We start from the raw sequence: 25135 nt of genomic DNA, 5'->3' as shown, positions 1-25135 counted from the left end.
TTAGAATCTGCAAAATTAAACTCAATATATTCACACAATCATCCCATATTTGTAATAAGCGGCGCACGCCCCTTCGCTGCTAACCATACAACTACCCATAGGCTTGCTTGGCGTGCAGGCTTTGCCAAAAACCTTGCAATCTTTTGGCTCTGCTAATCCTTTTAGAATCTCGCCACAAAGGCAGTTCTTGCTCTCTTTAGATTCTATCTTTGGAATCTTAAATACTTTCTCTGCGTCAAACCCGCTAAATTCATCACGCAAACGCAAACTAGAATGCTTAATCTCGCCTAGCCCTCGCCACACAAAGCTAGGCGCGATTTCAAAATATTTTGCCACCATTTCTTGTGCCTTAAGATTGCCATCAAAATTTACCACACGCGAGTATTGATTCTCCACACAGGCGCGATTTTCAAGGCGTTGCGTGATGATTTTTAAAATGCTCTCAAGCATATCCACAGGCTCAAATCCGCTCACCACGATAGGAATTTGATAGTCACGCGCCAGCGGCTCATAGATTTTAGAACCGCTAATCACGCTTACGTGAGAAGGCGCAATTAGCGCATTGACCTTAGCGCGTTTATCATCCAAAATGGCGCGAACAGGCGGGGGGACTAGCACATGATTTATATGCAAGAAAAGATTAGTGATATTAGAATCTATTGCGCGCTGCAAAAGTGCCGCGCTCATGGGCGTTGTCGTCTCAAAGCCTATGGCAAAATACACGATTTTTTTGTGCGGATTTTCCCTTGCAATCGCAAGGCAATCAAAGGGCGAATAAATAAAACGCACATCAGCACCACGCGCCCTCGCATCCGCAAGGCTGCCCTTTTGCCCAGGCACCTTTATCATATCACCAAGCGTTACAAGTATCGTATCTGACATCATTGAAAGCTCGTAAGCCTCGCTAATACGCCCCTTTGGCATAATGCAAACAGGGCAGCCAGGACCATGGATAAAGTGCAGGTTTTTAGAATCTATTAGCCCTTTTAGCCCAAATTTCATAAGCGTATGCGTGTGTCCGCCACAAACCTCCATCATAAAAATAGGCTCTTTTAGCTCATTTGCAAGGGCGTTTATTTTTTTGCTTAGGGCTTGTATGCTATTTTTGTCGCGATATGGATTGATAAAATCGTTGATGTTTCCCATTTTGTGCTTCTTTGTGGTTTTGTAAGATTCTATAATATTTTTGCAATTTATGATTATCTTATGTTAATCTACTCAACTTTCATCTGCAAGTTTATAAGGGCTTGGTGGGGGAGTTTTTCCTTGAATTTTTCTACATCAAAGCGGATGCCTTGCGTTGCTGCTTCTTGAATAAGAGCTACTGCCTCGTGCATATTGTAAGGATTCCCACCCTCATAAGGCTCAAATACACGATTTGCAATAGCCAAAGCATACGAATTTTTTTTCACATGGTCACTTGCCGCGTGCGGAGCGGTAATATATGCCAAAGATTCTATCAAATCCTCATCAAACTTCCAATAATTAAACAAAAAGCCAGAAAAACTAAGATGGTCTGTGCCAAAAAATTCATTCTCAACAAAGCTAATATTTTTATAATTATTTTGCTTAATAAGCTCCAAAAATTCCTTATCCTTTTTTTGCTGGATAAGCATACTCGAAAATAAAATCATCCCAAGCCGCATAAGCATCGCACACGGCACAAGCTCCTGACTTAGCTTTTTATCCTCCTCGCCTAGCCACTCGGTAATAAAATTGACCTCTTCGCTAGATTTCCGCAGGAATGTCGGCGTATCAAGCCCATAAGGCGCGACATTCACATTTAGCTTGCCCTTTAGCGAATTTGCAATGGCGATATTTTTGATATTTGTCACGCCAAGCAGGGCAACGACCTGATTTATCGTGGAAATCTCGCGGGAGAAACCATAATAAGGAGAGTTTGCCAAACGCAGTAAATCCGCCGTCAAAAGCGGGTCTTGCGAGATGATATTAACCACTTCTTGTATCCGCACCTCGCTACCTGCGCCATCGATGTAGCTGCGAAGTTTAATCACGGTCTCAGGCAATGGCGGCAGATTCTCAATGGTCTTATCCAAAAGCTCATTCATCATGGTCAATCCCTCTTAAGTTCTAATATTTTTAAATCTTTTATTATAACATAAAATTACGCGCGTTTTGCAATTACAAATCGTAATGATATATTTAAAAAATTAATGTTACGAAAACAAATTTATTTTTTTTATTTTGTAATATTCGCGTTGTGGTAAATAAGCGTTTCTTTCAACAAATTTTCCAAGTTTATTTCCTTGCCAAAGAGTTTCTCATAAATGATAAAATTTGCTAGTACACGTTGCCCATAAAGACGCGATTCCTCATTTGGCACTAGCTCCATACTAAGCCATGGCTCATAATCGCGATTTTTTAAAAAAAGCTCGTTTTTATCTAGCAATCTTTTCAAAAATCCGGGACCGCCATTGTATGAATACGCCACAAATAGCGGATGTTTAAATTGCCGCTTTAGCACATTTAAAAAATGCCGCCCCATCTCTAGCGAAGTTTTCGGGTCAAAAAGGTCGTTATACTCAATATCGCTTCGCCCCATTTCTTTAGCAAAAGGCTTCACATTTGCTGGCATAATCTGCATGATTCCTAGTGCGAAAGAGCGCGAAATCAAAGTCGGTATAAAGTAGCTCTCCTGGCGCGCTATCGCAAATGTGAAGCTTTGCTCCTCCACACTATTCCACTTTATTAGCCCCTCATAAGGCGTAATGTAATAATTAGTCGCATATTTATCAATCTTTTGCATCAAATACGCAAGATGCGGCATCGTGTCTTTATACGAAAAGTAAGGCACGACTTTGGCAAGCTTTATAGGGTCGCTAGAATTTATCATCGTATTTGAAATATTTTGCCACACATAAGGGTCTTTTGTATCAAAGGGCGGATTATCAAGTGCAAGGCTAGGAAGCGTGCTAATTATCGTGTATCCCGGGCTTTTCCCCGTTTTTTGAGACGCAAAAATGCTAAAAATATTCGCATTTTTACTCTTTAGCAAAGCGTCCAAATACTTAGAATCTTTGCTTAGCATATACTGCCAAAAAGTCGCCCTATCAATAAAAAAGCCCAAACTTGTCGCCTTTTTAGCCCTTTCAAAATAATTCATCGCTTTTGTTTTATCGCCAAAACGCAACTCATTAATGCCAAGCAAAAATAGCGTATTATGCGGAGCTTCCTTAATATCCGCCTTTAAAAGTAGGGTTTTTATATTTTTCAAATTGCTACTTAAAATGGCGTTATTTAGCAAAATATAGAATCCATTTGTTTTATACTCGCTCAAACGTTTAAAATCTTCGGCTGGATTCTGTGTTGTGATTTTATGCTTTTCATCGCTACTTAGGGCGTGATAAACCATATTAAACACGATTGAGTTTTCTTTAAAAAGGGCGGTGGTGCGGTTTGCATTTTGCAAAATCTCAATGGCGCGCGCGGTATCCTTGTGGGTGTTTTTTATTTTTTTAAGCACTGAATCAGTTGTTGCTTTATCCAGCGTTTTAAAAGCAGCCAAGTGATTTTTTACCGAGATTATAAGGCAGCTATCTTCGGCTTTCAAAGCCGTTTTTACCGCCATTTTAGCACACTCCATATCACGCGGTAGCTTCTCAGTCTTGCCAAGATTATTTAGCACTTTTCGCAAATACGGATTTTTGGCATTTAGCATTTTATAAACTTCGTTAATTTGCTTGCTATCTAGCTTATTTTCACTCAAATACTGCCAGATGTAAAAGTCGCGAACGATGCCCTTTGGCTTATCTTTTATGTAGTAATTGAAAAAGTCACGTCCTTTTAGATCCTGCACGTTAGTTGGCTTTGGCATAGATTTAAAGCTTTGGGGCTCTTGTTTAGAATCTGTTTTGTTAGAATCTAGATTCTGTGATGTGGTTTTGGAAATTGTGTTTTTAGAGTTTGTATTTTGTGAATTTTGTGTGTTTTTAGAATCTTGCGTGTTTTTAGGATTTGTATTCTTAGAATCTTGCACGTTTTTAGAATCTTGCGTGTTTTTAGGATTTTGTATTTTAGAATCTATGGCGTTTTTAGAATTTGCGTTTTTAGAATCTATTGTATTTTTAGAATCTAGATTCCATGAATTTGTATTTTTATTAGAATTTATAGAATCTAGATTCTGTGTCTGTTTTGATTTTTCTAACTTTATGCCACTTTTAGTATTAGATTCTATAATATTATCTTCATTCTTACTTTCACGCAAGGCAGCATCCAAATCACTCTTACGCGTAACATTTGAGCTACCAAAATCAATAATACTATCCGCAAAAACCCCCCCAACCACGCAAAAAACCAACACAAAAAATTTCATTTTTCTCCTTTGACAAAAGCGTATTATATCTAAAATGATTTTAAGATGTTAAAAGCATTGATAAATAAATAGATTGAAAATAAAAAAAATATCACGCCACACACTTTATCTATGATAAAAAAGATTCTATCATTTATGAATTTGCGAAAAAACGCACATAAAATAATCACGCCTAAAAACCCGCTAGCAAGGGAAAAAAATAGCACGATAAGGCTTAGTAAAATATCGCCACCTTGCATATATGGGGCGATTATGACGCTAAAAAATAATATTGCTTTTGGATTTGAGATATTGACTATAAATCCGCGAATATAAAAATTAGGATTATTGATATTTTTAGAATTTAAAATGCTAGATTCTATAGTTTTTTTAGAATCTAAATTTTGCATAGAATCTAAAGTTACAGATTCTATAACTTTTTCTTGTTTTGACTTTGCTAAAAGAATAGAAATATAAAGCAAATAAGCCCCACCAACAAGGCTTAAAATAACCTGCATAATTTCCCCGCTAAAAATAAAACTAAGCCCAAAATAAATCACACTTAAAAATATAAGCCACCCTGTGGCAATCCCAGCCAACGCTTTTAACCCAGCCAAAACCCCACTTTTTAACGTGCTATTTATCACAAGCAAAATATCAGGTCCAGGCGTCACCGCCCCAACAAAAGCCACCAAAAACAAATACGTAAAATCCACCTTACAAACCTTATTGAAAACATTTTTTGGAATTTTATATTGCAGTATTATAACTTTTATATACTATTTAAAGCAAAGGGAAAATACTTTATCTTAAGGAGTAAGCACGCTTTAATGCTTACCCTATTTTATTAGCAATTTTGTAACTTGCAAAATGCAAAAAATTAAGATTTTAATACATTCTTGTCGCAAATATACAAATAATTGCTATAATAACAAAGTATTTGAACATTTTCATAGCCTCCTTTCTGTGAGACTATTCCCTTTTGTGAAGCCGCTTTACTCCACAAAAGGGTCGCGATTGCCTCACAATCGCAATTATAACACAAATCTTACAAAAAATACTAAAATTTAGAATCTAGATTCTATAAAAATTCTAAAAAATATAATTTTTACCATTACACAAAATACGCAAAAAAGATTCTATAAAACACAATTTTTCAATATAATAAAGCCTTTGAAATAAAGGAGAGAAAATGAATGCAAAAGATTCTAACACGTTAATATTTACCCCCCCCCCCCCGTTAGAGCAAGATTCTAAAAATATAGAATCTAATTTTAAAGTTTCTATCAATCCCACGCATTTACAAGACACGCAAAAAGCCCAAGAAATCACCATAATCACAGCCTTTTATGAGCTAACACATGAGTTTAAAGGGCGTAGCAGTCAAAAATATATCGATTATTTCGCCTTTAATGCGGCTCTTAAAAACACTTTTATAATCTATTGTGAAAACGCAAAAATTGCCGAGCAAATAAAGCAAATTAGGGCTAAAAAAGCCCCAGATTCTATAACAATTATCATTCAAAAAAGCCTAGATTCTATTGCGCCAAATGAATATGCAAAAATTGCTAACATTTTCCACGCTCAAAATAGCCTTAAAGATTCTAAAAATCATAATAATATAGAATCTAAAGTTATAGAATCTAGTATTTTAGAATCTAATACAAACAAAGATTCTAACGCAAACATAGAATCTAAACGCAATAAAATCCCCCTTAACGCCCTTTATAGCTATCTAATGTATTGCAAAAGCTGCTTTATTCTAGATTCTATCACTAATCCACTTAGCAAAAATCACATTACACGCAATCTTCTTTGGTTTGACTTTGGATTTAATCACGGCGGAGATGGCACTTTTTATAAGGCAAATGAGTTTAATTTCACGCTCACACCGCAAGATGTCCTACAAGATTCTAAGATGAATATTTTTGCAAATGGTATAATCGATGGGTATAATCCACATATTTTAATCGGTGGGCTGCTTTATGGCAACACTGCGGCGTGGCGGCACTTTAACGCACAAATGACAAAGGTTTATAATGAATGTTTGTCGCACGCTATTTTTCCAGATGACCAGGGGCTACAAATGTCGTTGTATAGGGAGTTTCCACAGGATTTTAATGTCCTTTGGGATACGACTTGGTTTGATGCACTTTTTTATTTTATGCCAGAATCTATTCGCAAAAATATTAGCACACGCAAATTCACAATCGTTAAAAAGACCCTAAACCAAAAGCAGATTCTAAAATATATGCAAGATACGCACATTAGCGGCAGTGCCTTAAGAAAACTCATCCGCCGATTTAAACGTAGCACCCAAAAACGCTATTACGAGATTAAAATTTTGTTTGAAAAAATATTTCAAAAAAGATTCTAATAAATCTAGTATTGTAATATAAAAATTTGTATTTTTGTGTTACTAAAGGCTTTTGTTATAAGGCTTTGGATAAGTTTAGATTCAAAGATTTTGCCTTGTAAGATTAGGGCGCTCTTAGAATCTTTGTTAGATTCTATGTTGTTAGAATTTTGTAAGTTTTTAGAATCTAAAGTTATAGATTCTGTAATATTTTTGGAATCTAAATTGCTATTTTTAGAATCTGCGGTGTTTTGCGTGCTAGATTCTATATTCGCATTTTGCATTGAATCTAAAATGCCTTGCAAGGTCTCGCAAAGGGCGTTAAAAGTGTCGCACATTATGCTATAGCACACGCCAAAGCTATCAAGCCCGCCGATAGTGTAAGCCATAGCTAAACTAAGGCTTTTGTTTGTGTCGATATTTATGGAATCTGCGCCCTTAAACTTGCTACTTAGCTCGCTAATATATGGAAACTTAAAGTGGTGTGCGTGGCGGAAAAACTGCTCTAAAATCGCAGGGTTAAAAAGCATTTTAGATTCTATAAAGTTAGAATTTTCGCAAGTTTTAGAATCTTGCAAGTTAGAATCTGTATTCTTAGAATCTATTGAATCTTGAGACTTAGATTCTATAAAATTGGTATTTTTAGAATTTTCATTATTAGAATCTTTGGAATTTTCTAACTTATATTCTATAAAGTTAGGATTTTTAGAATCTTTCAACATAGATTCTAACCCCACGACATTATCACACAAAATCACATAAAACAAGCAGAAAATATCAAATAAATTTGAACTAATCTTAGAATCTTCGCTTAGATTCTGCAAAAAACTATAATTATTTGCTAACACACGTTTGTAGTTTTCATATAACTTTTTGCCTTGTTTATTCTTAGATTCATAATTTTTTAGGACTAATTTTGGATTGATTTCAAAGGAGAAATTTGATAATTTTGTAATAGAATCTCCTGCTTGTCGAAGAATTAAACTTTTAGATTCACTAAAATCAAGCAAAATGCTATTTTCCACATTATGCAAATCCACAAAAGATAAATAATCTTTAGAATCTAAAATACTAGATTCTATAACTTTTATCCCATTAATATTATGAAAATCGCCACCAAAATCACAAGATGCCTTGCCTGTGCTAAGCACCTTAGAATCTTCAAAATCCTTACTCCAAATCGAGCCTGAAATTGTCGTCTTAAACTCCCTAATATGCGGGATTCTATCATTTCGCCCCAAAAACGCCGTATTCAAAATAAAAAAACTATCATTGCTTAGCGGCTTTTCAATATTGCCAAAATTATCCCAAAAGTTCGGCTCACTGCACCCGATACAGCCATGCCCGCCTTGCACAGGCCAGCTAGTTTTTGCGTTAAATTTCACTTTCGGGCAGTTATTATAGGTATATGGACCCTTGCAGCCCACTTTATAAAGGCAGTAGCCCTTTGCCAAATTCTTGTCATCAAAGCTTTCCACAAAATCGCCGCTCATAAAAAAACTCTTGCGTTCGCACAAATCATGCACGCTCTTATTATACGCCCACAGCGGACGTTTCAGGCTATCAAGACGCGGCGCACACTCAAACAAAAAATAATACATCAAAGTCGCCATCACATTTTTATCACTCGGCGGACAGCCCGGAATATTGACAATCTCGCGATTAAAAAGCTCGGTTAGGGCGTGTCCGTTCGTAGGATTTGGGTAAGCGGTTTGAATGCCCCCAAAGCTAGAGCAAGTGCCTACTGCAAAGACAATCTCCGCATTTTTAATCAAATGGCTAACCTCCTCAAAGCCATTGCGATTTCCCAAAGTGATGTAGTTTGCGGCGTAGTCCATCGGCACGCTGCCTTCAACTAGCAGGACATACTTTTCGCTTTTAGCGGCAGATTCAAGGTCTAGCACCGCGCCATGACCGCTTGGCGCCATCACTAAATCGTGATAGACAATCTTAAAAAGGTCAAAAATCAGCACCTCAAAGCTAGGAGATTCCGTGCGTAAAAAGCTCTCACTGCAGCCTGTGCATTCTTGCAAATGCAGCCAAATCACTTTCATATCCGCCATTTTTTCTAGGATTTCGATGCAGGATTCTAGGATGTCTTTTTGTGTGGTTGTGTTGTTGGGATTTATAGAATCTATTTTGGCGGTTGCGTTGCTTGTAGATTCTATTGCGTGGTTATCGGCGTTTTGGGCGTTTGTTTTTATAGAATCTGTATTTGGAATCTTGTCGTTTGTGTTGGTATTTTTGGCGTTTGGAATCTTGTCGGTTTTGTTTATGGAATCTATGTTTGGAGTTTTCTCGCTCGTGTTTATAGAATCTATTTTTGTATTTTCAATGTTTTGAAGCGTAATTGTCCCGCTTGTAGGCACGCCGATTAAACTTAAATTTTGCTTAATCCATTGTATAGAATCTTGGCTTGACAAATCGCTAAATTTGGGCTTATCTCTTAGCATTTGCAGCCGCAGGGCAATCTTTTCAGCCACACTAATATTAGAATCTCGCATAATATTTTTGATAGAATCTGTATTAATCTCACTAACAATCATCACCATCCCCTTTCATTACGCACTAATAATAAGAAAGTATAGCTAATTTCTAACATTTTTGGGTAAAATGTTATTTATTTTAAAGTAATAAAATTATAAAAATAAGATTTTAATTATATTTATTAGTGAATAAAATTAGTCAATATTTTGTTAGAATTTTGTAAATTTTGTTAGTCCAAAAATGATATTTTTGCAAGGGAAAAATATGCACGATAAAAAATACAAAAAAGCGGTGATTTTGCTAAATATGGGCGGTCCAAATAGCCTAAATGAAGTGGAATCTTTTTTAAAAAATATGTTTGCTGACCCTTGCATTTTGAGTGTGAAAAATGGCGTTATGCGTGGGGTTATAGGCTCTATGATTGTTAATTCTCGTGCAAATAAAAGTAAAAAAATCTATGAAAAGCTAGGTGGTTCTAGCCCTTTAACGCCAAAGACTTTTTCTCTAACTCAAAAGCTGCAAAGCCGCAATAGTGAAGTTTTCTACACTTATGCTATGCGATATGTCCCGCCATTTGCAACTGACGTGCTTCGTGATATTATGGATAAAGGGATTAAGGAAATCTGCCTTTTTAGCATGTATCCGCAGTATAGTAGCACGACTACTTTTTCGTCATTTAAGGATGCCGCGGACGCGCTTAAAGCCCTAAAATACACGCCAAAAGTGCAGATAATTGATAGATATTCCCATCATAGCGGCTTTATAAATATCATAATAAGCGAGATTCTAAGAAAAATGCAAGGCTTTAAGGCGAGTGAATTTATATTGATTTTATCAGCACATTCAATCCCGCTTAGCCGCGTAAAAAAGGGCGACCCATACCAGAGTGAATGTGAGAAAACGCGCGAATTGATTGTCACTGCTTTACGTGACAAAGGCGTGGTTTTTAAAGATGTGATTTTAAGCTATCAAAGCAAGGTTGGTCCTGTAAAATGGCTAGGTCCAAACACAGATTCTATAATCCGCGCGAATGCAGATTCTAACATTATCGTGTATCCTTTGAGTTTTACCATTGATAATAGTGAGACGCTTTTTGAGCTTGATATGCTTTATCGCGACTTGCACCTTGAGTATGAAACAACGCATGGCAAACGCGAATTTATCGTATGTCAATGCCCAAATGACAGCGACCTCTTCATTGAGTTTATTGAATCTTTGCATGTAGGGTAGGGTTATAGTGTTTTGACAAATACAAACATATTCTATTTTACACGCAGTGTTTGCAAAGATTCTATCTCCTTAGCCGTGTAGCCAGCCTTAAGACGCGCTAGTGTGTTTGGCACTTTGCCGATTAGATTAAACTCGCTGAAATTCGCCAAAATAGTAGCGATGTCACGCGTATCATTTTCGCATTCTTGCGCGTATTTTAGCCACTTTACGCCCTTACTTACGTGCTTTATTTCATCATTTAAAATGGTTTCTAGCGTGTTTAGAATCTGCGGCTTTAGAGCGTGATTTATGTGCGCGATTTTGCGTGCCACAAAGGGATTGCTATCTAGCCCTAACGCCTCCAAGCCCTTATGCACGAGTGCCATCCTATCAATCAAAGTCGTTGATTTTTGCATCGCATTAAACAAATTATCATGCACAGCAAACTCGCCATAATGCGAAGAAAGCTCGTGTAGCAGGGACTCTAAAAGGCTAAAATGAGCCACCTCCTCACACGCCAAAATCGCAAAATCTAGGTAATATTCACGCGGCAAATGCCGAAAACGATACGCTGCATCAAGCCCTAAATCAATCGCACTATACTCGATGTGAGCGATACTATGGAGCAGTTTTGCGAGACTTTTATCGCTATTTGGCTCTTTTATCCGCGTGATACGCGTAGGGTGGATAACCTTGCAAAATGCCGTGTAGCTGGGCTTTTTAAGCGTTTTAATCTCACTATCGTGGTTAAATGAGAAATTATCAAAATCGCTTAGAATCTTCTTTGTCAAAAGCTTTTTAGATTCTATATCTTGCGAAGTTAGCGCATTAAAAACGGCGGTGAAAAATTCCATTTATTTTCCTTTAGATTCTATAATTTTCGTTATTTTTTAGAATCTTTTATTACAAATTTCATAATAATTATAGCTAAAAATGCTAATATTAGAAACACAATAGATTCTAAAATTACCCCTTGCAAATCTATCAAAATAAAGCCTTTAAAAACGAATTATGCTATAATTATACCGATAAATAAAGGAGAAAGAATGCCAAATGAAACCACGCAAAATAGCACTATTACGACAGATTCTAACAATAATTTATATAAAAATATCACTTCAATCGTTAAAAAAAGCTTTATAGAAATAGTGCAGGGTAGTATTAATCAAACGCCAAAAGACTCCGAGCACCACATAAAACGTGGCTACACAACGCAAATTGACATCACTTTTAATAATGAAAAAACTATTAAATTTTTGTTTGTTTTTAATAAGGAATTTTTGAAAATAATGTGCGTTGAGTTTTTGTTTGAAAATAAGCCGAGTTTGGGCTCTATGATTGATATGTCAAAGGAACTCGCAAACCTTACCATAGGGCATGCAAAGGTGCTAGCACAAGAAGAAAATATCCATTTTAAGATTTCCACGCCTTATTTTTCCAACCTTAAAAAGTGTAAAAATTATAATCTTTCATTTATTTTGTCAAGCAGTGGGTATTGTAATATCGCTATGTTTGACTGAAAATTGTTACATTATGTGAATCTAGATTCAAAAAATAAAATTAAGTGTGGAAAAATTTAACATTTTGTTGTTTTAAAAGATTAAAATTAATACTTATTTATCTTTGAATATGGGAAGATTTAAGGAGTGTGGTTATGAAGGACATTATGGGTTTTGGCGTGGCGGGGAATTTTGCTAATCATTTGGAGCAAGCAGGTGAGAGTGGCGACTTTGCCGATGTGGCAAGTGACGAAGAGGGCGCGCCAAAGGGCATTTTCCCTTTTTATATCCCGCAAAATAGCGACTATTTGGGCAGATTCTGTATTGATAGGCAAAGAATTATGCTGCCACAGGACAAGAGTTTGCATGTGCAAGCCGAGCCTGAAATCGCGCTTTTGTGTAATGTCGAGTATGAAAATGGGCTTGTGAAAACCCTGCAACCTACGCATTTTATGGCGTTTGATGATACTTCGGTGCGAAATGATTCTAATGCTAGTAAGATTAGTCAAAAAAAGAATTTTTCGCACGCTTCAAAGGGCTATGGCAAGCAAATTGAGCTTGATAAGTTTGAAAAAGGGGGGATTTGCGATGATTTTTCGCTTACTTCGTTTCTACTTTTTGATGGCGAGATACATCAATATGGTGATAATGCAAAGTTAGTAAATTACAGCTTTTTTTACCAAAAACTTATGAAATGGATAATTAAGAAATTTAATACGCAGGAGGATTTTGCAGTTTTGGAGAATTTGCGCGAGCTGATAGCTAAGGCAGGTTTTCCGCGTCAGTTTTTGATTGCAATCGGGGCTACTAGCTATACGCATTTTGCTGAAACGCGTTTCTTGCGTCCGGGTGATGAAGTCTGCATTGTGGCGTATAATCATAAAATTTATGATAATAAAAAAATAAAAGAGCTTATAAGTGCGGGTGTTACAGGACTAAAACACGCTTCAATTGTAAGGCAAATGGTGGAGTAGGGCGTTTTTTAATTTTTTATATAAAATTACATTTAAAATTAGGATAAAAAATGAGTAGAAAACTACTAACATTAGGCTATATTTACGAGATGATGGGCAAGAGTGGCGAGGCAATTATGTGCTTTGAGCAGGTCTTAGAAAAAGATTCTAAAAAGCTTGATGCAAGCGTGCTAAAAGAAGCTAGAATCGGCATTAAAGCAAATCAAATGATGGTAAAACATCGCAAAAATCGTGAGCTAATCACGCGAAATATGAATATGCGAAGTGTCGAGCAAAAATTAGAAATTTTTAGCGAAAATCCACGAAAATTAATAGGATGGTTTAGCAAATGGAATTAAAAGATGTCGTGCTGCAGACGCTAAATGAGATTGAAAATAGTGTCGATGAGAAGGGCTCAAAGGATATAAATATCGGGATAAATACAGGCGAGGTCGAGTTCTTGCAAAGCTTTAAGGAGCGCATTTTCGTGCTGTTTGAGGGCTTGAAAAATAATGATTTGTGGATTGATAATTTGAGTGCGGATGATTTATTGAAAGATAGCAAGGAAGTGCAGGCAAGTGCTAAGTTAGACTTGATTTTGGGCTTTTTGCAATTTCAACTAGCCCTAATTGACTCACGCCTTGAGGCACTTGATAAACGGAATGGATAAATAATACCATAGACTTTAAAGGTCAATACAATGCAAAAAGTTTTTATTTTTTTTATTTTATCATTAGCTTTTTTAACGCAGAATCTGCACGCTTTGGAGCTTGAAAAGGCGATTGAACTTGCGTTAAAAAACAGCTATCAGCTTGAAAGTAGAGAGCATTTGGTAGAATCTAGCAAGTTTGCAAGAGCCGCAAATCACACGCTTTTTATGCCGAGTGTTACTTTTGGTTACACTTACAACTATCGCGCCCCGGCAAATCGCACTGCCTTTTCGTCAAATACGCTAAATATCACCGGTCAAATGAACCTTTTTAATGGTATGCAGGACTTTTACACCTACAAAAAATCGGGCGTGAATGTTGCCATAAATGAGAACAATTTGGAGCAAAATAAAAACGACATCGTCCTAAACACCAAGCTTACCTACATCAAAATCCTGCAAAATAAACAGGCATTAAAAATTGCAAATGAGTCCATAAAACTGCTTGAGAGCCAGCTAAAACAGGCGACTCAGTTTTATATTCACGGCATTAGCGATAAGAGTGCGGCTTTGAGTGTGGAGGTAAATTTAGCAAATGCTAAGATTGAGCTAACGCGCGTGCAGGTTGATTTGGCGTATAATATTGACATTTTGCAAAAGCTTAGTGGTGTAACTATTGATTCTAATGAGTTACAAGATATAGAAGTAAAAGAAGAGATAAGTTATGAAAAAGATAAGTTACTAGATTCTATATATTCTAACAATCCGCAGGTGAAAGCTATAACTTTATCGCTAAAAAGTAACGAATATGATAACAAAATCGCACAAGGAAGATTCTATTCGCAGCTAAATCTAAACGCGTCAAAATACTGGTATCTAACGGGCGCAAGCACCGCTGTAGTCAATTCTACGCTGCAGTCTCAAGTGCGTCTTGATGTCGCGTGGAATCTCATAGATAGCTACTCATCGTTTTTTAATATGCAAAGTAGGCGCGCAAACGCACTCGCCCTAAATTCGCAAATGAGCGACTTAAAAAAGGATATAAATAACGAGGTTTCTAACCTGCTAAATAGCCTAAATGTCGCAAAAGAGCAGCTAAACTATGCCAAACTCGCACTAACGCAGGCTGAGGAAAATTACCGCATTGTTAGCAATCGCTATCAGCAAAATATTGCGAATTATATTGAGCTTTTGAATGCGGAACTGCTGCTTACAAATGCCCGCAGTGCGCTTGTTAATGCGCGATATGACATCGCTACAAATGTCGCCCGCATTCAATATTTAGAAAATCTTAGGTTTTAGATTCTATAACTTTATGTAATCTAAGATTAGATAAGATGCTCTTAAGAATGTATGAGTTTGGTTTTATTAACAGATATAGAACTTATAGAATCTAGATTCTAAAATTTCTATTTTTATGTAATCCTTAGAATCTATTTTTGCTTTTTTTATTGCTTAAGCAAATTTACTTCAGTTATGAGCGGAGATATATCATAGTTTTTTATTTTTTCTTGCATAGTTTGCAAATAAGATTCTATATTTTTAGAATCTAAAATGTGCGTTTGGTTGGCGATTGCTTTTAATTGCATAAGATTCATATTGACATTATAGTGCCTTGAATCTTTGTAGTTTGCGATATTATCAGCATAGTCTAAATCATCAAAGCCATAGATTCTAACATTTTGCAAATTCTCACATTCGCTAACAACATATCTAATATTTTGCTGCCAAGATTTTAAAAATACATCTCCTTTTAGCTTATAATAAAGCCTAGAAGTCGTAGGAATAAGAAGGTAAAACTGCGTTTGTGGGTTATTTTTCATAATATTTAGCACATATTTATCGACTAATTTTTTGCCTATCTTTTTAGATTCTATGATATTTATTTTTTCTTTTGGTTTTTTTAATTCCTTTATATTTTCAGGGTTTTGTAAATAATTTTTAATGCTGCCAAAATATTTTTTATAATCATTCATCCAAAAATTCATAGAATCTGCGTAAATATCATATTTTTTACCTACACATTTAAAATCTAGATTCCAACTTAATGCACAAGTTATAAAATGCGGATTAAAATAGATTCTAATATTTTTTATAGAATCATCAATATACAAAAAATCAAAACTATCAATAACATTTTCATCGCTAAATCCAAACCAATCAAGCGAATAAATTACATTATTTATAACTTTTTCTTTTAGTAAATATTTTAATACAACTGCTCTTTCATTAAAGCTAGAGCCACTCATTGATAAATTTACCCAAAGATTTTTTTGTGAATTATTAGAATCTAAATTTTGTGTTTTGTTAGAATCTTTATGATGATTTTTAGAATCTCGTTTTAAATTAGATTCTATATTTCCTAACTTTTTAGGGATAAAGTTATGATTTACCCCCCCCCCCCGTATGTGTTATATGCTAGTATTTCATTTGCATCTTTTGGCAGAGTATTTTCTAGCATTGATGTGCCTAAAATGACGCTATTAAAGTCATAGTTTTTTATTATTCCGCGATTTTGCACGCGCATATCGCTTAAAAAAGTTGTTTCTCTAAAAAATGGCTTGTGGAAAACTTGCAGTGGGTCATAAATATATAGCAATAATATTAGCAATAATAAATTTACACAAGGGACCAAAATGCCTAAAATTACAAACTTTTTATAGCTTAATTTCATTTTTACTCTCACTAGATTCTAAACCACTTGCGTGTTTGGTGGTTTTAGGGCGAAGATTAGTAGCGAGGGAATTACAAATATGCTAATAATTGTAGAGATTAGAATGCCCCCGGCAATTACAGCGCCTAAACCTCGATAGATTTCACTACCTGCGCCACTTGAAAAAATCAAAGGAGCTAGGGCTAGGATGCTAGTTAGCATACTCATATAAATGGGGCGGATACGCGAAGTAGTCGCATTAAAGACGCTATCATACACATTCATTTTATATTCACGCAGATTAATTAAACTTTGATACACAATCAAAATCGCGTTATTGACAACGCTTCCAACCAAAATGATAAAGCCTAGCATAGTCAGCACATCCAAATTTTGATGCGCAATAAAAGTATCCACAAACGCCAAGCCTAAAAAGCCACCAGTCAGTGCAAAAGGAATGGTAAAAATGATAATAATAGGATAAAAAAAGTTCGCATATAACGCGGTTAAAAGCAAATATGTGATAATTAAGGCAAGTAAAAACCCACCGCTTAAATGCTTTGCTAGTTTATGCAGCTTATTTGCGTTTCCACTAATGGCGATTTTATTTTCCCCTAGCGTGTTTAGCTCCTGCATTTTTGGCACAATCACATTATTTATCGTAGCAATCACTTCTTGCAAACTCATAGAATCTTGCGGATTTATATAAAATAAAATGTTTCTATCCTGCTCGTAATGGCGAATCTGCGATAAGCCTATATCCTGGCGAATATCAGCTAGACTTGAGAGTGGCACGATTTGCCCGCTTGGTGCATAGATTTGGCTATACAACACATCTTCAGGGCTTTGCGTTGTATTATCACTACTTAGCATTAAGTCGATTATTTTCCCATCTGCGTTTCTAAAATCGCCAACTTTCTTACCACCGATAATAACATCCACGATATTGCCAAAGCTTTTGACATTTAGCCCATTTACCGCTAAGGAACGCATATCTGGGTAAAGATTTATCTCTCTATTATTTACATCTAAAGACGGAAACGCACGAATGCGCGCTCCCTTAAGATTTTCTTTTGCTAGTTCCATAAATGAGTTTGCTGATATTAGCATAGAATCTAGGTCCGCGCCTATGATATTTACTTCCACATTTTCGCTTATTCCGCTACTTGAGAAAATGCCCTGTTCTACGACACTCCCGCTAATATTTGGCACAGAATCAATGCTAGCTTGCATTAGTTTCATTAGCTCTTTTACTCGCTTTGGGTCGGCACTAATTTCATAAAAATAAATGCTAGTAGTTCCGCCAGATATGTAAAAGTCGCGGATGGCTGGGTATTCTTTATCACCTTTAAAGCCGTTGGCTAGCATATATGGTGCGTTGTAGTCGTATATTGCGTTTATGATGTTTGAGCGTTCTTCATAGCTTAAGCCATTTGGGGCTTGGATGTAGGCGACTAGGAAGTTTTGACTGCCCTTTGGCAAGTAGTCTAGCTTTGGGATAAAGGGCAGCGTGATAAGTAAGCTAACCACGACAAAGCCTAAAACGCATAAGATTCTATTTTTAGCGGATTTTAAGCAGATAGTTAGAATCTTAACGATTTTATTATAAAAATATACGCCGATATTTATAAATGTGGTATCTACTAAAATTTTAAACTTTTTTAGATAAAACTTAGTGAATCTAGTATATCGTTTTATTTTTGGTATTAGATTTTGTAATTTTTTATTATTTGTGATTTTAGATTCTATGGTTTGTTTTATATTGTGAAATTTTGTCGTCATTGTGTTAAAAAGGGAATTTATTTTGTGGGTTATAGAATCTTTAGAATCTTCATTATTAATAGGGTGGTCTGCGGTATTCTCATCGATAGGGCGGTGGGTGGCATTCTCATTAATAGGGTGGTGGGCGGGCGATAGGTTGTTAGAATCTTTGACATTGTTAGAATCTAGATTCTGTAAATTATTAGATTCTTCTTTAGAATCTAGATTCTCTAAATTCTTAGAATCTATTTTAGAATCTTGCAAATTAGATTCCATAGAATCTTTAGAATCTTTTCTCCTAGCCAAAAATTTAGCCAAAGAATAATATAGCGATGGCACGACCAAAAGACAAATAATTAAAGCAATCGATAAAGCCGAGCTAGACGCCAAAGCAATATCGCTAAAAAGCTGCCCTATTTCATCCTTAAGCCCGATAATAGGGATAAAAATGCCAATGGTAGTAATCGTGCTAGCAAAGAGCGCACCCAGCACTTCCTTTGTCCCATCAATGCAAGATTCAAACATTCGCTTACCCATAGAGTGATGGCGATGGATATTCTCCACGACTACAATGCTAGAATCTATTATCATACTTACCGCAAAACTCACCCCAGCAAGTAAAATCACATTCAAAGTGCGCCCCATCCCTTGCAATAAAATAAAAGAGCTTAAAATCGAAATAGGGATAATCACACTCACCACAAACACACTTGAAAAGTTACGCAAAAACGCATACAAAACAATCGCCGCAAGTAAGATTCCCAAAATTATATCATGCTTTACAAGAGCAATCGCATCTTGTATAAACCCAGCAGAATCGCGCCCCCAGTCAATATGCAAATGATGTTCTTTCAGTTGTTTCGCATTCAATTCATTAGTAAGATTCCGCACTTTATCGATTAGCTCAAGCACATTTGCTTCAGCCGTAGGGCGAATTTGCAGCGAAATCGTCTCATCATTATTATGGATATTAGGCACTTTTGGCAGCTCATAAGTGTTTATCACATTTGCAATGTCGCGTAAATACACCACTTGGCTATTATCCGTTTTTACAATCGTGTTATACACATCTTCGCTACTCTCATATAGCCCGATAGTTCGCACTCTATACGCCCTTTGCCCATAGTCAAGGCTACCAGCGGAGACATTTACATTGTGTGCTTGCATAGCAGAAATCACATCATCAAGTGTAATATTGTAGAAAGCTAGTTGCTTTGTGTTTAATATCACTTCGACTTGCTTTGCCACACCACCCAAAATATCGACCATTCCTACGCCATCGATTCGTTCATAAAGTTTCACAATATCTTCATAAAGGTAAGTGTAGCTCCATCGCACAGATTGTTTAGAATCTGATTTGACAAAAAGATACACCACAGGCGCGATTGTCTCACCAGTGGAGCGTATCACAGGATTATCAATATTGCTAGGATAGCCACGCACTTCGCTAAGTTTAGAGCTAGTATCTAGCATTGCCTTTTTCATATCAGTGCCTACTTCAAACTCTAAGGAGACAACGCCCACGCCCTCGCGACTGCTTGAAGTCATAGAAATTAGATTTGGTAGATTTTTTAGGAATTTTTCTTGACGTTGCACGATTTCTTTTTCTACTTCATAAGGCGTAGCCCCAGCCCAAGTCGTATTTATACTAATCGTAGGACGCGAAATATTAGGCGTAAGCGAGTAAGGCATCTGCATAATCGCCAAATACCCAAAAAGCAGCAAAAATATCACGCCAACAAAGACCACAACGGGATTTTTCACACTATATTCAATTAATTTCACGTTCTAAAACCTTTTAAATCTAACATTATAATGAAAATTATAGAATCTAATTTTAATATTATCAATAAATTATTAGCAGATTCTAATGATTTAACACCTTATCTAGAAATTCTTTTAGGCGGGGGTTTGGTGGCTGGTTGGTTGCGGTTGTATTAGGTGCAACAGAAGGGCTAGAATCCGTTGTGTCAAATGCAACAACATGGTTAGAATCCGCTATATTAGATACAACAGCAGGGCTAGAATCTACTACATTAAATGAAGCAGTAGAGCTAGAATCTGCTGTATTAGATGCAACAGCAGAGTTAGTAGAATGCGTGTTAAAGGCGATAGCAGGGGTAGAATCTACCAAAATCTCGCCCTTTTCCATAAAGATAATGCGGCTAGCGACATTTTTGGCAAAGCCCATTTCATGCGTTACGACCACCATTGTCATACCTTCTTTTGCCAAATCTTTCATTAGATTCAGCACTTCGCCAACCATTTCAGGGTCTAGCGCACTTGTAGGCTCATCAAAAAGTATCACTTTTGGATTCATACAAAGGCTACGCGCTATAGCAATGCGTTGCTTTTGCCCACCACTTAGACGGCTAGGCTTTACGCTTTCTTTATCGCTTAAACCAACTTTTTTTAACAATTCACGCGCCCTAGCCACTGCAGCATCGCGACTTAGTAGTCCCGTTTTTATCGGCGCTAAGGTAAGATTCTCTAATACATTTTTATTATTAAACAAATTAAAATGCTGGAAAACCATACTAACTTTCGCACGCACTTTATTAATATCACAATTACGCGACATAATATCATCTCCATCGATTAGAATCTGCCCGCTGCTAGGCGTCTCAAGGAGATTCAAACAACGCAAAAAAGTGCTTTTCCCACTGCCGCTAGGACCGATGATTGCGACTACTTCGCCTTGCTTTATCTCCAAATTTAGATTCTGCAATACACGCAAATTGCCATAGTTTTTACATAAATTTACAACCTTAATCATGCTTTTTTAGCTCCCATTCTAGCAATTGTGCTAGCCACGAAAACACCTTCACACACGCATAATAAATCACCGCAGCAAAGATTATCGGCGTAGGATTATATAGCAGTGCCTGAAGCGACTTACTTTGCAAGGTCAAGTCATTCACACTTATTAAGCCCACAACTGACGTCTCCTTAAAAAGCACGATAAATTCATTAGCAAGGCTTGGCAGGATATTTTTTATCGCCTGTGGAAATACGACTTCTTGCATGCTCGTGCGGAAATTTAAGCCCATAGCACGCGCGGCTTCTAGCTGCCCTTTATCCACGCTATTAATACCAGCGCGGATAATCTCAGCGATGTAGGCAGATGAGTTTAGCCCAAGCGCGACAAGGGCAGCCAAAAAATTATCACTCAAAGTCGCAAACACCACATACGCGAAAATGAAAAGCTGTATCATAATGGGCGTCCCACGCATAATATCGATGTATTCATCAATGATAAAGGTTAGAATCTTGATATTAAGTAGCCGCAAAAACGCCAACGCAAAGCCCACGACAATGCCGATAGAAACGCCCCCGATAGTAAGGATAAAAGTCGTGCCGATACTCTTAAAGGTCGCGTCCAAATCCCCCTTGCTAATCTCATAAGGAAAGGTAAAATAAAGCCCAAGCCCAACGATAAGGAAAAATACTAGAAGTTTGAAGATGTTTTGCAAAGTTCAAGTCCTTTTGGGTGAGATTCTAAGAAAGAATCTAAAATTTAAAGAAATTTTAGCAGAATAAACAAAATCTTTGACTTCAATTTTTCTAAAGAATCTTTGTGCGACTAAATAAGATTCCATAAATCATATAACCTTATTTTAGAATCTTAGTTTTTACCCCATTTATATATATTTCGTGCCGCTTTAGTTTCTTAATTGTTTTGCCTATGCTCTCATCCCACACAACGCTAGTGTATATCCATTCACCATTTCTTTCACCCTTGTTATTAAAGCCACCAGTAAGCCAAGTTTTAACATGCTCATATTCCATTTCATCAATCTCTATTTCATAAGCTATCTTAAATTTAGATACTTTGCTATCCTTAATCTGTGCGAAATAATAATCAGATTCTATAACACCATCAAATGTACCATTAGCATTAAAGTGAGTTAGTTTAAATCGTGAATTAAAGCATTCATCAATGCAATGCATTAATTGCGAAAATATAATATTCCCATTATTAACTTCCGCCACAAACGTTCTGCTCTCACCACCATCACAGCAAAAAAACACACCATTGATATGTATTTTCCCATTTAATTTACCATTTTTGATTTCTGCTTTGTATATTTTTTTATTATTATAAGATTGTATCGTGCCATTTGGTTTGCCATTATTATAATCTATTTGTAAGAATAGCATTCCTTGCCAATTATATAATCTTTGCGGTCCATTATTTACCCCAGATACGCAGTTTGCCTCATATTGCAGATTACCATCGCTATTGTAAGCCTTTTTAGTGCAGTTTTGCTCTTTACATTCTAATGATACTTGTAGTCCGTCATCATAAAAAGATAATCCATATAACACATCTTTACCATCAATCTCTAACGTTTCTTGTTTAAAAAATACCTCCCTATTAGTGTGCGTTGTTTCTTTATCATAATCACTTTTCATATTAACATAACTAGTGTATTCAAGCGGATTTATGCTTGATGTTATCATTTTTTGAAAATCGCCATAAACACCTTGTTGCTTTTTACATTCTAGACTATCATTATTGCAAGATATCATGGGTAAATAGCATTCATTTTCGCTTACTTTTGCTACTAAATCCATGCTAAAAAAAATCAAAATACATATTACATAAATTAACTTTAATGTATTTTTCAATTCCATTCCTTTTAGATTCTATGCTTTTATAAACTCACCTTTAAGATTTTAAAGAGCTGTTTTTAGAATCTACTTCCCGGCGCCGTAGGTGATTTTAGCAGTATCGCGCATTTTTCTAAGCTTTTCTTGCAAGATTCCTTGCATTTTTTCTTGTCTTAAAGCCTCGATTAACTGCGGCTTAACCTTATCAAAAGTAAGCGTGGTAGGCGCATCAAGCTTTTTTAAATAAATAATATGATAGCCAAACTGCGTTTTTACCGGGGTCTTGCTATATGTACCAGCAGTCATCCCTTTGACCGCTGCTGCAAACTCAGGCGCGGTCTGTCCTATCGGCAAATTTTCCATTAAGCCACCATTTGCCTTTGAAGCCTCATCTAGCGAAAACTTCTTAGCAAGTTCAGCCACTTTATCCTCTGTCTTTGTCTTTGGCACTTTCGCGATTTCAGCGATGATATTTTTCGCCTGGTCCTCTTTTGCTACCAAAATATGCCGCACGCTCGCATTTTGGCTTACAAACATCTGCTTATTTTGCGGATTGTCATAAAACGCTTTTGCCTCCTGCTCGGTCACATTTATGGTTTTGCCGATGCTCTCACCTTGCTTTTTAAGCCATAGCTGCGATAAAAGCTGCAGATTCGCCATTTTATACTCTTCGCTCTTGTCTAAACCCTCGCGTTTTGCGGCATTTGCCATCAATGCTCCAGCGATTAATTCATCCAAAAGTGCGTCTTTTTGCTGCTGTGGGAGCGCGTCATAATTAAAGCTAGGATTTTGCTGCTTAATGGGTGCAAATACAGAATCTGAAATCTCGGTCCCATCGACATTTACAAGCACTTTCGCACTTAAAATCGAGCTAAAAGCAAACCCAGCGCATAAAAAAATCTTCCCAAAAATAGCCTTTTTAGAATTTCCCATTTTTTCTCCTTTGTTGTTGAAATTTTTGAAATAAAGATTAGATTATATCTTTTGAAAGTTAATTTATGTTAATCATAATCTTATTACAACCAATAGCTTTATTTCTTCTTAAATCTTGCCTTGTCCTCCGCGCTCATGTGTGGATTTAGCATATTTGCTGGTTTAAATATCTCATCTAGTTGCTCCTTAGTCAAAAGCCCACGGGACAAGGCAATATCACGCACAGACTTCCCACTTTGCAAGGCTTCCTTTGCGATAGACGCGGAGTTTTCATAGCCGATATATGGATTTAACGCGGTGACAATCCCTATGCTATTAAACACAAAATCGCTACACACTTTTTCATTAGCCGTAATGCCATCCACGCACTTACTAGCTAGGGTCAAAAGGGCGTTTCGCAGCATATTTATCGAGTTAAAAAGCCCAAAAGCAATCACAGGCTCAAACACATTCAGCTGCAGCTGCCCGCCCTCACTTGCAAAGCTAACGGTCACATCATTGCCGATAACCGCGTAGCACACTTGATTTACCACTTCTGGTATTACTGGATTTACCTTTCCGGGCATAATGGAGCTTCCGGGCTGCATTTTTGGCAAATTTATCTCATTTAAACCAGCGCGCGGACCGCTACTAAGTAGCCGCAAGTCGTTGCAAACTTTAGATAGTTTTACCGCCACGCGTTTTAACACACCGCTAACTTGCACATACGCACCTGTATCCTGCGTAGCCTCGATTAAGTCATCGGCGGTTACAAATGGATGCCCAGTTACCTCGCATAGCTTTTTTTGCACGATTTTAGGGTATCGCGGGTCGGAGTTTATCCCTGTGCCAATCGCCGTGCCGCCCATATTTATCTCAGTGATAAGCTCTCTTGCCTCTTTCACACGCTCAATATCCTCGCCCATCATCACGCTAAATGTGTGAAACTCCTGCCCTAAGGTCATCGGCACGGCATCTTGAAGCTGCGTTCGCCCCATTTTTAGCACATCTTTAAACTCTTTAGCCTTTTTTTCAAAGGACGCCTTTAGCACCTCCATATCTTTTGCAAGGCTAGATAGCTCATCATAAAGTGCTACGTGGATAGCCGTAGGGTAAGAATCATTCGTGCTTTGGGATAGATTTACGTGGTCGTTTGGATGGCAGTATTGATACTCGCCCTTTTTATGCCCTAGAATCTCAAGGGCGATATTTGCGATGACCTCATTTGCATTCATATTTGTGCTTGTGCCTGCGCCCCCTTGTATCATATCGACTACAAATTGCTCTCTAAACTCGCCATTTATGATTCTATCACACGCCTTGCAAATCGCATTTGCGATGTTAGAATCTAGCAAATTTAGCTCATTATTCGCCTCTGCTGCCGCCTTTTTAACCTGCGCAAACGCCTTAATAAAACTAGGATAGCTTTTCAGTGTGCGACCCGTGATATTAAAATTTTGCACCGCACGAAAGGTCTGCACCCCATAATACACGCTATCATCAATCTCTAACTCACCGATAAAATCATGCTCAACTCGCTTTGGCATTCTTACTCCTTTTGTTGCTTTATTTGTGATATTCGCAAGAATTTAAAAGCTATTATTATATACATAATATTGCTTTTTTGATATATTTTTTGTGAAAATAGTTGAAATATTAGGGAAAGTTTTTGAATTTTGGGAAGTTTGTAAAGAAAATAAATGATATATGTTAAAATTTAAAAGTTAATG

Annotated in this window: 20 protein-coding genes and 1 pseudogene; 7 read left to right on the top strand and 14 right to left on the bottom strand. The window is 36.8% G+C overall.

Features of this window, described 5'->3' with window-relative positions; genetic code table 11:
• Positions 1 to 30: 30 nt before the first annotated feature.
• The 4 genes from hypD to LS64_RS02065 form a co-directional block, all read right to left on the bottom strand.
• A complete protein-coding gene (gene hypD, locus LS64_RS02080; RefSeq protein WP_118949269.1) occupies positions 31 to 1146 on the bottom strand; it encodes a hydrogenase formation protein HypD in 1116 nt (371 codons plus the stop codon).
• Positions 1147 to 1214: 68 nt separating this feature from the next.
• Positions 1215 to 2072, bottom strand: coding sequence for a cheVAW transcriptional regulator CheP (gene cheP / locus LS64_RS02075; RefSeq protein WP_081948395.1), 858 nt, complete (start codon positions 2070 to 2072; stop codon positions 1215 to 1217).
• A gap of 128 nt (positions 2073 to 2200) precedes the next feature.
• Positions 2201 to 4333, bottom strand: a complete 2133-nt coding sequence (locus LS64_RS02070) for a lytic transglycosylase domain-containing protein (protein ID WP_237416254.1) — start codon at positions 4331 to 4333, stop codon at positions 2201 to 2203.
• A 29-nt stretch (positions 4334 to 4362) separates the two neighbouring features.
• The gene (locus LS64_RS02065) at positions 4363 to 5028 is read right to left on the bottom strand and encodes a LysE family translocator (RefSeq protein ID WP_034573671.1); all 666 of its coding nucleotides are present in this window, start codon (positions 5026 to 5028) and stop codon (positions 4363 to 4365) included.
• A 476-nt stretch (positions 5029 to 5504) separates the two neighbouring features.
• On the opposite strand from LS64_RS02065, the gene LS64_RS02060 reads away from it, so the two are divergent.
• A complete protein-coding gene (locus LS64_RS02060; protein ID WP_118988380.1) occupies positions 5505 to 6689 on the top strand; it encodes a WlaTC/HtrL family glycosyltransferase in 1185 nt (394 codons plus the stop codon).
• 5 nt (positions 6690 to 6694) lie between these two features.
• On the opposite strand, the gene LS64_RS02055 is transcribed toward LS64_RS02060, so the two are convergent.
• On the bottom strand, positions 6695 to 9214 hold the full coding sequence (locus LS64_RS02055) for a hydrogenase small subunit (RefSeq protein WP_237416253.1): 2520 nt from the start codon (positions 9212 to 9214) through the stop codon (positions 6695 to 6697).
• 205 nt (positions 9215 to 9419) lie between these two features.
• Here LS64_RS02055 and hemH point away from each other — a divergent pair, with 205 nt between their 5' ends.
• The gene (gene hemH / locus LS64_RS02050; RefSeq protein WP_237416252.1) at positions 9420 to 10385 is read left to right on the top strand and encodes a ferrochelatase; all 966 of its coding nucleotides are present in this window, start codon (positions 9420 to 9422) and stop codon (positions 10383 to 10385) included.
• 32 nt (positions 10386 to 10417) lie between these two features.
• Here the strand turns inward: hemH and LS64_RS02045 are convergent, their stop codons facing one another.
• A complete protein-coding gene (locus LS64_RS02045; protein ID WP_034572081.1) occupies positions 10418 to 11218 on the bottom strand; it encodes a ferritin-like domain-containing protein in 801 nt (266 codons plus the stop codon).
• Positions 11219 to 11410: 192 nt separating this feature from the next.
• On the opposite strand from LS64_RS02045, the gene LS64_RS02040 reads away from it, so the two are divergent.
• The 5 genes from LS64_RS02040 to LS64_RS02020 all read left to right on the top strand — a co-directional run bounded on the left by LS64_RS02040 (position 11411) and on the right by LS64_RS02020 (position 14767).
• Positions 11411 to 11884 carry a chemotaxis protein CheX gene (locus tag LS64_RS02040; protein WP_202391511.1) on the top strand — a complete coding sequence of 158 codons (474 nt, stop codon included), beginning with the start codon at positions 11411 to 11413 and terminating at the stop codon, positions 11882 to 11884.
• A 134-nt stretch (positions 11885 to 12018) separates the two neighbouring features.
• Positions 12019 to 12837, top strand: coding sequence for a DUF5718 family protein (locus LS64_RS02035; protein ID WP_034572080.1), 819 nt, complete (start codon positions 12019 to 12021; stop codon positions 12835 to 12837).
• Between the two features lie 50 nt (positions 12838 to 12887).
• Positions 12888 to 13175 carry a tetratricopeptide repeat protein gene (locus tag LS64_RS02030; protein ID WP_034572078.1) on the top strand — a complete coding sequence of 96 codons (288 nt, stop codon included), beginning with the start codon at positions 12888 to 12890 and terminating at the stop codon, positions 13173 to 13175.
• Positions 13166 to 13486, top strand: coding sequence for a CiaD-like domain-containing protein (locus LS64_RS02025; protein ID WP_034572076.1), 321 nt, complete (start codon positions 13166 to 13168; stop codon positions 13484 to 13486). The genes LS64_RS02030 and LS64_RS02025 overlap by 10 nt, the downstream gene beginning before the upstream one ends.
• Before the next feature lie 30 nt (positions 13487 to 13516).
• A complete protein-coding gene (locus tag LS64_RS02020) occupies positions 13517 to 14767 on the top strand; it encodes a TolC family protein (protein ID WP_034572074.1) in 1251 nt (416 codons plus the stop codon).
• A 146-nt stretch (positions 14768 to 14913) separates the two neighbouring features.
• Here LS64_RS02020 and LS64_RS02015 read toward each other — a convergent pair whose 3' ends face one another.
• The 8 genes and pseudogenes from LS64_RS02015 to aspA form a co-directional block, all read right to left on the bottom strand.
• Positions 14914 to 15714: a hypothetical protein gene (locus tag LS64_RS02015; protein WP_034572072.1), complete on the bottom strand. Its 801-nt coding sequence runs from the start codon at positions 15712 to 15714 to the stop codon at positions 14914 to 14916.
• Between the two features lie 140 nt (positions 15715 to 15854).
• Positions 15855 to 16139: a hypothetical protein gene (locus tag LS64_RS02010; RefSeq protein WP_118988381.1), complete on the bottom strand. Its 285-nt coding sequence runs from the start codon at positions 16137 to 16139 to the stop codon at positions 15855 to 15857.
• A gap of 18 nt (positions 16140 to 16157) precedes the next feature.
• A complete protein-coding gene (locus LS64_RS02005; protein ID WP_052062395.1) occupies positions 16158 to 19664 on the bottom strand; it encodes an efflux RND transporter permease subunit in 3507 nt (1168 codons plus the stop codon).
• A 319-nt stretch (positions 19665 to 19983) separates the two neighbouring features.
• Positions 19984 to 20655: pseudogene (locus LS64_RS02000) on the bottom strand (amino acid ABC transporter ATP-binding protein); the annotation flags it as partial.
• Positions 20648 to 21352, bottom strand: coding sequence for an amino acid ABC transporter permease (locus LS64_RS01995; RefSeq protein WP_034571015.1), 705 nt, complete (start codon positions 21350 to 21352; stop codon positions 20648 to 20650). The pseudogene LS64_RS02000 and the gene LS64_RS01995, both read right to left, overlap by 8 nt.
• Before the next feature lie 139 nt (positions 21353 to 21491).
• Positions 21492 to 22511, bottom strand: a complete 1020-nt coding sequence (locus LS64_RS01990) for a toxin-antitoxin system YwqK family antitoxin (RefSeq protein WP_034571012.1) — start codon at positions 22509 to 22511, stop codon at positions 21492 to 21494.
• A 69-nt stretch (positions 22512 to 22580) separates the two neighbouring features.
• Positions 22581 to 23426 carry a peptidylprolyl isomerase gene (locus LS64_RS01985; protein ID WP_052062394.1) on the bottom strand — a complete coding sequence of 282 codons (846 nt, stop codon included), beginning with the start codon at positions 23424 to 23426 and terminating at the stop codon, positions 22581 to 22583.
• Positions 23427 to 23524: 98 nt separating this feature from the next.
• The gene (gene aspA, locus LS64_RS01980; protein ID WP_034571009.1) at positions 23525 to 24952 is read right to left on the bottom strand and encodes an aspartate ammonia-lyase; all 1428 of its coding nucleotides are present in this window, start codon (positions 24950 to 24952) and stop codon (positions 23525 to 23527) included.
• Between the last annotated feature and the right edge of the window lie 183 nt (positions 24953 to 25135).

The sequence above is a fragment of the Helicobacter saguini genome (genome assembly GCF_000762875.2).
Lineage (GTDB): Bacteria > Campylobacterota > Campylobacteria > Campylobacterales > Helicobacteraceae > Helicobacter_A > Helicobacter_A saguini.
Note: the sequence above shows the minus strand (reverse complement) of the source record. Positions and strands in the feature narration are given on the sequence as shown.